This is a genomic window from Pseudomonas sp. ATCC 13867 (genome assembly GCF_000349845.1).
GTDB lineage: Bacteria > Pseudomonadota > Gammaproteobacteria > Pseudomonadales > Pseudomonadaceae > Pseudomonas.
In genome coordinates, this window is the sequence record NC_020829.1 from 636,753 (window position 1) to 649,017 (window position 12,265).

Annotated in this window: 8 protein-coding genes; 6 read left to right on the top strand and 2 right to left on the bottom strand. The window is 59.6% G+C overall.

What is annotated here, in order from left to right; translation table 11 throughout:
* Positions 1–20 precede the first annotated feature (20 nt).
* Positions 21–2,855: an excinuclease ABC subunit UvrA gene (gene uvrA / locus H681_RS02965; RefSeq protein WP_015475343.1), complete on the bottom strand. Its 2,835-nt coding sequence runs from the start codon at positions 2,853–2,855 to the stop codon at positions 21–23.
* A 214-nt stretch (positions 2,856–3,069) separates the two neighbouring features.
* On the opposite strand from uvrA, the gene H681_RS02970 reads away from it, so the two are divergent.
* The 5 genes from H681_RS02970 (at position 3,070) to H681_RS02990 (ending at position 9,859) form a co-directional block, all read left to right on the top strand.
* Positions 3,070–4,458, top strand: coding sequence for an MFS transporter (locus H681_RS02970; protein ID WP_015475344.1), 1,389 nt, complete (start codon positions 3,070–3,072; stop codon positions 4,456–4,458).
* A gap of 18 nt (positions 4,459–4,476) precedes the next feature.
* Positions 4,477–4,974: a single-stranded DNA-binding protein gene (gene ssb, locus H681_RS02975; RefSeq protein ID WP_015475345.1), complete on the top strand. Its 498-nt coding sequence runs from the start codon at positions 4,477–4,479 to the stop codon at positions 4,972–4,974.
* 254 nt (positions 4,975–5,228) lie between these two features.
* Entirely contained in the window at positions 5,229–6,419 is a 1,191-nt protein-coding gene (locus tag H681_RS02980; RefSeq protein WP_157883293.1) for a tyrosine-type recombinase/integrase, read from the top strand.
* Complete coding sequence (locus H681_RS02985; protein WP_015475347.1) at positions 6,370–7,884, top strand: site-specific integrase; 1,515 nt, start codon at positions 6,370–6,372, stop codon at positions 7,882–7,884. The genes H681_RS02980 and H681_RS02985 overlap by 50 nt, the downstream gene beginning before the upstream one ends.
* On the top strand, positions 7,877–9,859 hold the full coding sequence (locus H681_RS02990) for an integrase family protein (protein WP_015475348.1): 1,983 nt from the start codon (positions 7,877–7,879) through the stop codon (positions 9,857–9,859). Before H681_RS02985 ends, H681_RS02990 begins: the two co-directional genes overlap by 8 nt.
* 494 nt (positions 9,860–10,353) lie before the next feature.
* Here the strand turns inward: H681_RS02990 and H681_RS03000 are convergent, their stop codons facing one another.
* Positions 10,354–10,611, bottom strand: coding sequence for a hypothetical protein (locus H681_RS03000; protein WP_015475350.1), 258 nt, complete (start codon positions 10,609–10,611; stop codon positions 10,354–10,356).
* 518 nt (positions 10,612–11,129) lie between these two features.
* On the opposite strand from H681_RS03000, the gene H681_RS25610 reads away from it, so the two are divergent.
* Entirely contained in the window at positions 11,130–12,263 is a 1,134-nt protein-coding gene (locus tag H681_RS25610) for a DNA cytosine methyltransferase (RefSeq protein ID WP_015475351.1), read from the top strand.
* Positions 12,264–12,265: the final 2 nt, after the last annotated feature.

The window sequence follows — 12,265 nt, forward strand, 5'->3', positions numbered from 1 at the left end:
CTTTGTCATACCGGTGCGGATCAGGCGCGATCGCGCTCCAGCAGCGGCTTGAGGAAGTGCCCGGTGTGCGACACCGCCAATTCCGCGACCTGCTCCGGCGTGCCGGTGGCGATGATCTGGCCGCCCTTGGAGCCGCCCTCGGGGCCGAGGTCGACCAGCCAGTCGGCGGTCTTGATTACGTCCAGGTTGTGCTCGATGACCACCACGGTGTTGCCGTGGTCGCGCAGGCGGTGCAGCACGTCGAGCAGTTGCTGGATATCCGCGAAGTGCAGGCCGGTGGTCGGTTCGTCGAGGATGTACAGGGTCTTGCCGGTATCGCGCTTGGACAGCTCGCGGGACAGCTTCACCCGCTGCGCCTCGCCACCGGACAGCGTGGTCGCGCTCTGGCCCAGCTTGATGTACGACAGGCCGACGTCCATCAGCGTCTGCAGCTTGCGGGCGATGGCCGGCACGGCGTCGAAGAACGCGCGGGCGTCCTCGATGGTCATGTCCAGCACTTCGGTGATGCTCTTGCCCTTGTAGCGGACTTCCAGGGTCTCGCGGTTGTAGCGCTTGCCCTTGCAGACGTCGCAGGGGACGTAGATGTCCGGCAGGAAGTGCATCTCCACCTTGATCACGCCGTCGCCCTGGCAGGCCTCGCAGCGGCCTCCCTTGACGTTGAACGAGAAACGCCCCGGACCGTAGCCGCGCGAGCGGGCTTCCGGCACGCCGGCGAACAACTCGCGGATCGGCGTGAACAGCCCGGTGTAGGTCGCCGGGTTGGAGCGTGGGGTGCGGCCGATCGGGCTCTGGTCGATGTCCACCACCTTGTCCAGGTGCTGCAGGCCGTCGAACGAGTCGTAGGGCGCGACTTCCAGGGTGGTGGCGCCGTTGAGCGCGGTGGCGGTGATCGGGAACAGGGTGTTGTTGATCAGCGTCGACTTGCCCGAGCCGGAGACGCCGGTGATGCAGGTGAACAGGCCGACCGGGATTTCCAGGTTGACGTTCTGCAGGTTGTTGCCGCGCGCGCCCTTGAGCTTGAGCAGTTGCTTCTTGTTGCGCGGGGTGCGCTCGGCGGGCACGACGATCTTGGTGCGGCCGGACAGATAGGCGCCGGTGACCGAGTCCGGATGGTCCATGACCTGTTGCGGCGTGCCCTCGGCGACGATCTGCCCGCCGTGCACGCCGGCGCCGGGGCCGATGTCGACGACATAGTCGGCGAGGCGGATGGCGTCCTCGTCGTGCTCGACCACGATCACCGTGTTGCCCAGGTTGCGCAGGTGGGTGAGGGTGCCCAGCAGGCGCTCGTTGTCACGCTGGTGCAGGCCGATGGAGGGCTCGTCGAGGATGTACATGACGCCCACCAGGCCGGCGCCGATCTGGCTGGCCAGGCGGATGCGCTGGGCCTCGCCGCCGGAGAGGGTGTCGGCGCTGCGGTCGAGGGTCAGGTAGTCGAGGCCGACGTTGACCAGGAACTGCAGGCGCTCGCGGATCTCCTTGAGGATCTTCGAGGCGATCTCGCCGCGGCGGCCGGTCAGGGTCAGGCTCTCGGCGTACTCGCAGGCGGTGCCCACCGGCATCGAGGTGATCGCCGGCAGGGTCTTGTCGCCCACCCACACATGGCGGGCCTCGCGGCGCAGGCGGGTGCCGTGGCAGTCCGGACAGGGCTGGGTGCTGAGGAACTTGGCCAGCTCCTCGCGCACGGTGGCCGACTCGGTCTCGCGGTAGCGGCGCTCCAGGTTCGGCAGGATGCCCTCGAACGGGTGCGCGCGCTTGACGATGTCGCCACGGTCGTTGAGGTAGCGGAATTCGACGTTCTCGCGGCCCGAGCCGTTGAGGATGAACTTCTGGTGATCCGGATCGATGTCCTGGAAAGGCTCTTCCAGGCTGAAACCGAAGTGCGCGGCCAGCGAGCCGAGCATCTGGAAGTAGTAGACGTTGCGCCGGTCCCAGCCGCGGATCGCGCCCTCGGCCAGGGTCAGCTCGCCGTTGACCACCCGGCGCGCGTCGAAGAACTGCTTCACGCCCAGGCCGTCGCAGGTCGGGCAGGCGCCGGCCGGGTTGTTGAAGGAGAACAGCTTGGGTTCCAGCTCGCTGATGGAGTGGCCGCAGATCGGGCAGGCGAAGCGGGCGGAGAAGATCATCTCTTCGCCTTCCTCGTCATCCATCGGTGCCACCAGCGCGATGCCGTCGGCCAGGTTGATCGCCGTTTCGAAGGATTCCGCCAGGCGCTGCTGCAGGTCGCCGCGGACCTTGAAGCGGTCGACCACGATATCGATGGAGTGCTTGAGCTTCTTGTCCAGCTTGGGCACTTCATCCAGCTCGTAGAGCTTGCCGTCGACGCGGGCGCGGACGAAGCCCTGGGCGCGCATCTCCTCGAACACCGCCAGGTGCTCGCCCTTGCGCTCGCGGATCACCGGGGCCAGCAGCATCAGCTTGCGGCCTTCGGGCAGTGCCAGCACCTGGTCGACCATCTGGCTGACGGTCTGCGCTTCCAGCGGGATATCGTGGTCCGGGCAGCGCGGGATACCCACGCGCGCATAGAGCAGGCGTAGGTAGTCGTAGATCTCGGTGATGGTGCCGACGGTGGAGCGCGGGTTGTGGGAAGTGGATTTCTGTTCGATGGAAATCGCCGGCGACAGACCTTCGATGGTGTCGACGTCGGGCTTTTCCATCATCGAGAGGAACTGCCGGGCGTAGGCCGACAGGGATTCCACGTAGCGGCGCTGGCCCTCGGCGTAGAGGGTGTCGAAGGCCAGGGACGACTTGCCGGAACCGGACAGGCCGGTGATCACGATCAGTTTGTCGCGCGGCAGGGTCAGGTCGATGTTCTTTAGGTTGTGGGTACGTGCCCCACGGATGAGGATCTTGTCCACAGCGGCCTCGCATGGCGGGCGAAAACCGCTGAGTATACGGCCGGCCACGAGTGCGCGGCAAAGTGGCGCGAGTGTGCCGGCGTGCGGCAGGACTGGTAGAATGCCCGGCTATTTTTCGGCGTTGGCGACAGCCGGCCATCCGCGAAGCGGATGGGCACGCCGTCACGGGGGCCATTCAGCGCGTTCCCCAAATCCGTCTTCCCATGAGGGGCCTATGCACGATTCCCACACTGAGCGCATGAGTGGCATCGAAACCCGCGCGGCCGCCGGCCTGTCCCTGGTCTTCGCGTTCCGCATGCTCGGCATGTTCATGGTCCTGCCGGTCCTGGCGACCTATGGCCAGGACCTCGCCGGTTCGACCCCGGCGCTGATCGGCCTGGCCATCGGCGCCTACGGCCTGACCCAGGCCATCCTGCAGATTCCCCTGGGCACCCTGTCCGACCGCATCGGCCGCCGGCCGATCATCGTCGTCGGCCTGCTGGTGTTCGCTGCCGGCGCCGTGTTGGCGGCCAACGCCGACTCCATCTGGGGCATCATCGCCGGCCGCGTGCTGCAGGGCGCCGGAGCGATCTCCGCCGCCGTGATGGCGATGCTCTCCGACCTCACCCGCGAGCAGCACCGCACCAAGGCGATGGCGATGATCGGCATGAGCATCGGGGTGTCGTTCGCCGTAGCGATGGTCGCGGGTCCGGTGCTGACCCACTGGTTCGGCCTGCACGGCCTGTTCTGGTTCACCGCCGGCATGGCGCTGGTGGGCATGCTGATCGTCCTGTTCGTCGTGCCGACGCCGGACCATCGCATGCAGCACCGCGAATCCAGCGTGGCCAAGCAGTCGCTGATCCCGACCCTGAAGAATCCCGAACTGCTGCGCCTGGACATTGGCATCCTGGTCCTGCACGCCATCCTCATGGCCAGCTTCGTGGCCCTGCCGCTGGCGCTGGTGGAGCGCGCCGGACTGCCCAAGGAACAGCACTGGTGGGTGTACCTGACCGCACTGCTGGTCGGCTTCTTCGGCATGGTGCCGTTCATCATCTACGCCGAGAAGAAGCGCCAGATGAAGCGCGTGCTGAGCGGCGCGGTGGCGACCCTGATGCTCTGCGAACTGTACTTCTGGGCGTTCGGCGACAGCCTCCATGAACTGGTGTTCGGCATCATCGTCTACTTCACCGCCTTCAACCTGCTGGAGGCCTCGTTGCCGTCGCTGGTGAGCAAGGTATCGCCCGCCGGTGGCAAGGGCACGGCGATGGGCGTGTACTCCACCAGCCAGTTCCTCGGTGCCGCGGTGGGCGGCATCCTGGGGGGCTGGATGTTCCAGCACGGTGGCCTGAACGGGGTGTTCATCGGCTGCGCGGTGCTGGCTGCCATCTGGTTGGCGATTGCTGTTACCATGCGTGAACCGCCGTATGTAACGAGTATTCGCCTGCCTCTTTCCGCTGAGGCGCTGCGCGATGCCTCGTTGGCCGAGCGTTTCAAGGCATTGCCCGGTGTGAGCGATGTGATGGTGGTCGCTGAAGAAGCGGCCGCTTATGTCAAAGTGGATTCCCAACAAGTTGATCGCACGTCCCTCGAGCGCCTTGCCGGCGCCGAGCAGGCGACGTGCTGAAGCCTTTAGGAGAGCGTCATGGCCCGTGGGGTTAACAAAGTCATTCTGGTCGGTAACGTCGGTGGCGATCCGGAAACCCGCTACATGCCCAACGGCAACGCGGTGACCAACGTCACCCTGGCCACCAGCGAGAGCTGGAAGGACAAGCAGACCGGCCAGCAGCAGGAACGTACCGAGTGGCACCGCGTGGTGTTCTTCGGTCGCCTGGCGGAAATCGTCGCCGAGTACGTGCGCAAGGGTTCGCAGATCTACGTCGAGGGCAGCCTGCGCACCCGCAAGTGGCAGGGCCAGGACGGTCAGGACCGTTACACCACCGAAATCGTGGTCGACATCAACGGCAACATGCAGCTGCTGGGCGGCCGTCCGGGCGCCGGTGGTGACGACGCCCCGCGCGCTCCCCGCGAGCCGCAGCAGCGTCCGCAGCAGGCGCCGCGTCCGGCCCCGCAGCAGCAGTCCCAGCCCGCTCCGCAGCCGGCCCAGGACTACGATAGCTTCGACGACGACATTCCGTTCTAGAATCTACCTTCCTGGCAGATGTAAATAATGGCCCCGTAGAGACCCATCTCTACGGGGTTTTTCATTATTGGCGCATATCGTTGATCAGGCCCACAATCTGCAATTAGGGATTACCTGCGCAAGAGTGTCTACAAGTGGCTAGTTACCGGGTTCGGATGGCTGTGTTCGCTGGCGGAGAAAGGCTTCCACTGCTGCTCGGTCCGGATGGGGGCCCCCATTTCGAGTCCACTCTGTTTGTGGTGACTGAGTTGAGAATGAAGAACCTGGCGGCGAACACCATCGCCAATGCTCTGCGGGCGCTTCAGCTCTTCGTTACTTTCCTCGAATCGGAAGGGATCGATCTTCGGAAACGGCTCTCGGATGGATTGGTGCTGAAGCTGTACGAGGTTGAGGCACTCGCTCAGGCATGTAGGCGGCCGTTAGAGGCGCTTTCTGCCGTGGCCGAAGTTGCGCCGGCAGCGGCATCGCGGAGAGCGCAGAATATGCGGCTAGAGCGTTTCAGGAGTCGGTTGTCTGGCTCGGTTGAAGATGCGGTGAATCCAGCTGTTACTGCAACTCGCCTGCAGTGCATCCGGGACTACGTTGGGTGGATGGCGGAGATCCACCTGGCCCAACAGGCGGCGACGCCTCAGAGTCGCGGGGAACTGCGTGCCGCAGTAGATGCATTCCGCCATGCCTTAGATGCGAGGATGCCGAGCGGAGGTGCTTCTCAAGAGCGCGAGGGAGTCCCGCCGGAGATTCGCTCTCGCTTGCTTGAAGTTACCCGCCCAGATGCACCTCAGAATCCTTGGGTTGATGACTTTGCTCGATGCCGAAACGCACTCATCGTCGATTGGCTCTACTATCTAGGGTTGAGGCGCGGCGAGCTACTTAGCCTTCGGGTGTCCGACATCGACTTCAGGAGATGCGTGGTGCATGTTTTCCGGCGACCAGATGCTCTGGACGACCCACGAAGGAGTCAGCCAGTCGTGAAGACCCGTGCTCGCGAATTGCCGCTGTCCCAGGTATTGCTCGACGCCACTCGCAACTACATCGTCGAACTCAGGTCGTCTCGGCCGCAAGCCCGCAAGCACGAATTTCTATTCGTGGCGGCATCGGGCGCGCCCTTGTCAATGCCGGCCTTCGCCAAAGTTTTCACGGTGTTGCGATCAAAGATCCCCGATTTGCCCGATGACCTCACGCCCCACACCCTGAGACATACTTGGAATGATCGGTTTTCCGAGGAAATGGACCACAACAAGGTCTCGGAAGATACCGAGCGCAAAGCGCGCTCGTATTTGATGGGCTGGTCAGAGACGTCCGGTACGGCAGTCGTCTATACACGCCGCCATGTGCGTGAAAAGGCAAAGCAAGTATCACTCGATCTCCAAGAAAGTATGCGCGGAGGGAAGTGCGATGAACAACGCCTTGGCGCTTTCGGGCCGCGCAATGGCGCGGAGTCGTGATGGAAGCATCTTCGATCCCGAAGCCGATGTTTGGTCGTATCGTGACAACAGCGTGATCGTGCGCCTGGATTTTTCAGCGCTTCGTGCCGAGTTGTCTCTCCGTCAGTGCGCGAAGGCCGTACTCAGATGGTACGCGGAAAACAAGTCCGCACCGCACCTAGTGAACTTGTTCGAGCGACTTGAGCACTTTCTCAACGCTCAAGAATATCCCGTGCGGCAGATCGAAAGTGCCATGTTGCTAAGTTACCGTGCCTTACTTCCAAAATCGCGTGCTTGGTACTTTGGCACACTCGGCGGATTGATTCTGAAATGGCGTGCTCTCGGGTACGAGGGCATAGCTGATGACGCAGCGTCGCTTATCAAATCAAGTCGAGTCGCAGGTAACCTAAAGGGCGAAGCTGTACTCACTCTGGACGCTAAATTAGGACCGTTGACCGATATCGAATCGCAGGCGATTGCCTCTGCACTCGAGGCTGCACTCGAGAGTGGCTCGGTTTCGGAAGGTGACTACCTTCTGGCCCAATTATTCATGCTCTTGGGGCAACGGGCGGTTCAATATGCTGCACTGAAGGTCCGCGACCTACAACTGATCAAGTCGGCGGATGGGATGTGCGCCTATCTCCTTCGGATCCCGCGCGCTAAACAGCAGAATCAGTCTTCTCGCGAAGCCTTTCGTGATCGCCTTCTGATCCCGCGGGTCGGTGAGCGGCTCTATCGACATTGTAGGCGCCTGCAGGATCGTTTCGGCGACCAATTTCCCGACGCTGGTGATGTTCCGATGTTCCCGACCACTAATGTACGGAAGCAGGCGCCGCCGGCTTTCCGTCTCCACAGAACGTCAGACTCACTCGCCAAAACCCTCGGCCGAACGTTGCGCAAGTTGAACGTCATATCAGAAAGGACGGGCGCACGTATTCATATCGCGCCGCTTCGGTTTCGCCGCACCCTAGGTACGCGTGCCGCCATTGAAGGTCATGGAGAGTTGGTGATCGCGGAATTGCTGGATCACAGTGATACGCAAAACGTCGGCGTATATACGCAAGCGGTTCCGCAGATAATCGAACGAATAGATCGCGCTGTCGCAATGCACCTTGCACCGCTTGCTCAGGCATTCGCGGGTGTGCTGATAGAAGACGAATCGCAGGCCTCGCGTAAAGACGATCCGACCAGTCGCATATGTGATCCCTATATAGACCCTACGATGAGACCGATGGGAAGCTGTGGCCGACATGGGTTCTGCGACCTCTTGGCGCCGGTCGCCTGCTACACCTGCCGGAGCTTCCAGCCGTGGCGAGATGGTCCGCATGAGGCTGTCCTTCAATACCTCCTGAACGAGCGCGAGCGCTTCGTTGGTCAGTCCGATGTTCGGATCGCTTCCATAAATGATCGGACGATCCTGGCTGTTGCGGAGGTCGTCAGGCTATGTGCCGAACGGCAAGCGGACGAGAGCGTGACGAATGGCTGACCTAATCGTCTTCAAGCCAAAGCTAGAGATTGACGCTGAGGCGAACGTCGTCGCCTTCATCCTGCTATGCCGAAGTCAGCTCACTATTTTTGGCGAAGATCTCGATTTTGAGAGCGATGCGTGGGATGTCACGAAGGCTCTTGCACTACGTGCGCGCGGAAAAGGTCGACAGCGAGCAAGGTTTATGCAGCTTAGCCGCAATGACGAACCGATGGCTGAGCCTTTCAAGTCATTTTGCAAGGCGTACTTCCGGTATATGTTCGGGCTTCGGCCGTCCAAGGCAATCGGGATGCGGCTAATTGCATTACGGGCCATCGCAGCGAGTGCGAAGGAAATGGGGACGTCATCTGTGGCGGACCTCAACGCATCAACCTTCAATCGCGCAGCGCAACTCGTGGGCGCAAAGTACAAAGAGGGCACGGCGTATCGGATCGGTCAGCAACTTGAGTTGCTCGCGGTCTTCCTCGACGGGCATCGAATGGTTCGCTCGCGTCTCGGCTGGATGAATTTTCTTCTTCGTCCGATCGATTCTGAGCGTGTTGGGGAGGAGGCTGATGAGAGGCGCCGTCGGAAGCTTCCGTCTCAATCTGCACTCGACGCATTGCCCAAAATCTTCCGGGACGCGGTCGAGCCTGCGGACGTCATTGTCGCGTGCACAGCCGCAATCATGTGCGGCGCACCAGACCGGATTGCGGAAGTTCTGACTCTTCCCGTGGATTGCGAGGTGGATAGCTTCACCGAGGATGGAAAAACTACTTCCTACGGTCTGCGTTGGTGGCCTGGGAAGGGCGCCGATCCAATGGTGAAATGGGTCGTTCCAAGTATGTCGAGCGTCATGCGGGAGGCGATCAGCAAGATTCGCGCCGTAACCGAGCCGGCACGCGAGGTGGCGCGATGGTATGAAAAGTATCCTGACTCGATTTATCTAAGGCCCGAACTAGAGTACTTGCGAAGGCGGGAATCACTTTCGCTGGACGACGTGGCGAACATGATCGGCGTTGGTGACGGTCGCGCATGGTGCCGAAATGCCAAATTACCCATCGATGCGACTGATCGAGTCCACTTCGAGGCGGTTGAGCGTGCCGTGTTACGTCTCCTTCCACATGACTTTCCGGTCCTCGATCCGCTCACAGGGTTAAGGTACAGCGAAGCCTTGTTCGTAGTCCGTCGGAACGAGCTTGGCCAGCAGCGGGCCACATACCACTGTTTGATCGAAGGTGTATCGAGCACCAGAATCAACGATGGACTCGGCTCACGAGTAGGCCACGGGCTCCAGTCGATCTTCAGCAAATTTGGGTTTCGAGAGGCTGACGGCTCCGAGATCCGTGTTAACACGCACCGCTTCCGCCACTACCTGAATACGTTGGCGCAAGCGGGCGGAATGAGCCAACTCGACATCGCCAAGTGGTCCGGCCGGAAGGATGTACGGCAGAACGTCGTCTACGACCATGTCACGCCAACGCAAATGCTCGAGAAGTTGCGAAGCGCGGTCGGTGATTCGAGCCAAATGTTCGGGCCATTGGCCGAGATCCCTGTCAACCTTCCAGTCTCACGAGATGAGTTTGGCCAGTTGCGCTTCCCAACCGCACACACTACTGACATCGGCTTCTGCGTACATGACTACACGATGTCGCCGTGCGAACTCCATCGTGATTGCTTGAACTGCCAGGACATGGTTTGCGTAAAGGGTGACCTCATGAAAACGGAAAGCTTACAAACACGGCTTTCGGAAGCCAGGCACCTTCTCGATCACGCAGAGCAGGCGCGATCTGAGGGGGGCGCCGGAAGCGACCGTTGGCTCGATCACCATCGTGGAACGGTTGAGCGACTGACGGAGTTATGCGCCATCATGAACGATCCCACTGTCCCTGATGGCGCCTGCGTTCATCTGGGCCGGAAAAGCGGTTCCTTCGCAATAGAAACTCGACTGAGTTTGTACACGCAAAAAGCCGCCGGAGAGATCGAGGATGTCTAGGAGGCGCGCAAAAAATCTGGACGACGAGGCGATCAAACGCATTGCGGAGATCCTGGACGGATGGAATGGCAATCTGTCGTGGCAGGCGCTAATTGAGCAGGTCCAAGTAAGGCTACAAAGCAGGTACACCAGGCAGGCTCTGCACCGGCATGAGCGTATCCGCCTGGCATTTGAGGCTGCGAAGAAGCGGCTCACTAGTCCGAGTAAGACGCCACGCGATCCCAATGATCTAGTCCGGGTTCCGGCTGCGCGAATCTTTCGGCTTGAAGCAGAGAATAGTCGCTTGCAACAAGAAAATGATCGCCTTCTGGAGCAGTTCGTGCGTTGGGCTTATAACGCCCACACGCGTGGCCTGGACGAAGCGTTCCTGAACAGGCCACTCCCTCAAGTTGATCGGCGGCCGACAAGAAAGCCCGCCTTGGAAGCAAAGTGATGAATGCCGTAGTAAAGCAGAGGCACTCGCCTACATCCTCATGGACCATAATGTAAAACCGCTACCGCGCCTCGAAAATTCTCCGCGCTACTGGTCCATACGTCGTGATCACCTGCTCGATGCCGTCCTGATCATCAAAGCGCAACCCATCCTCTATCTCGAAGAAAGCATCTTGCTCGGCCACCCACTGGGCGATTTTGCTAGCCTCCGGCTGAGCCTTTTTGCTTTCGATGTAAATCCATTCAGCGCGAACAGCCATTAGGAATCCAAGGACCTCTTGCGCAGCTTCAAAGCGCGCCAAGCGCTCGGTGGTAGTCATGGTCAGACCTCCTATCAGCGCAAACGCATAGTCTGAGAGTTGTTCATCACGTTCCAATCCCTTTCGAAAGCTCAGTGTCACTGTGAGAGTTCTTCATCACGCTCCATAACGATCCACGCACACCGACTGCTGGATACGTCTACCGCCGCCTCCAGCGGGACGGCCAGACCGTAGGGGCTTGAGGTGCAGTGAAAATGCAGGGCCCAGTATTGTCAGAGCCTGGATCAGCGCTAGGGGTACAACCAACCAAACTGCCGCATAGCCCCCTACTCATCAAGCAATGGCCTGGCGGCATATGGCTGTACTCTAGCAGTTCGATGAGGCCTAGCAGCTACCTGACTGTTTAAGGGCTGCAGTGATCTGTACCCTTGATGATGGCAGAAAGCCGGCTTAATCTGTCGCTATTCAGGTGCGGGCTTTGGGATATGGACGCGTGCAGAAAGGGATTTGACAACCCAGCGATCGACAAAGACCTTATTTCGTGGCACTCTCCCTCAATTTTCATGTAGGGGCGTGCCGTGGAAACCTCAAAACCTCTTGTGATCGACTTGTTTTCTGGTTGTGGCGGGCTTGGGCTGGGTGCTGAATTGGCGGGATTCCATTCGCTAGCAGCAGTGGACGTCGATAAGGATCTCCAGTCCGCCTATAGCCTAAACTTTCCCCTTACACAAACCATCAACACTGATTTGGCGCTAGTAACGCCAAGTATGTGGAAAAGTATCCTTAACGGGAAAAAAATTGACGGAATCATTGGTGGCCCTCCTTGCCAAGGGTTTAGCCGCATAGGTCTTCGAAAAACTGACGACCCAAGAAATGCCTTACTTAGTCAATATTTTAGACAAGTGCGTGAGTTAAAGCCAAGATTCTTCTTGATGGAGAATGTAGAGGGGCTTCTGGATGAGAAGAATAAACCCGTTCTAGATGCTGCTCTCAATTTGATTCCAGGAAATTACAATGTTATCGGTCCATTGAAGATCAATGCCCTTGATTGCGGGGCAGCGACCTCTCGGAAGCGAGTAGTAATAATTGGTGTCGACTCGTCCTCCATGGACCGGATTTCCGAGCAAGAAATAGTTGCTAGTCTTGTGAAGCGTCCGATCCCTGTTAGAGAGGCGATAAGCGATATTCCCTCTCCTAAAGAAGATGGGTTGAGGTCGTCGGAGTTCTTTAGTTGGGCGAGATATAAGAAGACGTCATTGTCTGAGTACGCATTAAGAATGCGGGCGATGCCGCCAAAAGGACTAGGGTCGAAGCTTTCATTAGAGCGTCTGGTACATGGTGAGATATCTGGTGTAATAAATACAAAGCACACGCAGCCGGTAATTGAGCGATTTAGCGAAACTCGCCCTGGCGAGATGGAACTGGTAAGTCGATATCCTAGGCTTTCTTGGGGAGGGCATTGCCCTACACTTCGCGCCGGTACCGGGAGCGACAAAGGTAGCTTTCAAGCTATGAGGCCTATCCATCCCTCAGAGCCGCGAGTAATAACAGTCAGAGAAGCGGCTAGGCTGCAGGGTTTTCCGGACTGGTTCCTGTTTCACCCCACAATTTGGCACTCTTTCCGAATGATAGGGAATAGTGTTTCGCCCCTTATGTCTCATCACTTGATGAGCATAATTGCGGAAAAGTTAGAGCGCAGAGCAGCTGCATAGGA

Bases quoted from the DNA above. Each gene is read 5' to 3' on its own strand.
- H681_RS03000 (WP_015475350.1), bottom strand. From the start codon at position 10,611: ATGACTACCACCGAGCGCTTGGCGCGCTTTGAAGCTGCGCAAGAGGTC.
- ssb (WP_015475345.1), top strand. From the start codon at position 4,477: ATGGCCCGTGGGGTTAACAAAGTCATTCTGGTCGGTAACGTCGGTGGC.
- H681_RS02980 (WP_157883293.1), top strand. From the start codon at position 5,229: ATGAAGAACCTGGCGGCGAACACCATCGCCAATGCTCTGCGGGCGCTT.
- H681_RS02970 (WP_015475344.1), top strand. From the start codon at position 3,070: ATGCACGATTCCCACACTGAGCGCATGAGTGGCATCGAAACCCGCGCG.
- H681_RS02985 (WP_015475347.1), top strand. From the start codon at position 6,370: ATGAACAACGCCTTGGCGCTTTCGGGCCGCGCAATGGCGCGGAGTCGT.
- H681_RS02990 (WP_015475348.1), top strand. From the start codon at position 7,877: ATGGCTGACCTAATCGTCTTCAAGCCAAAGCTAGAGATTGACGCTGAG.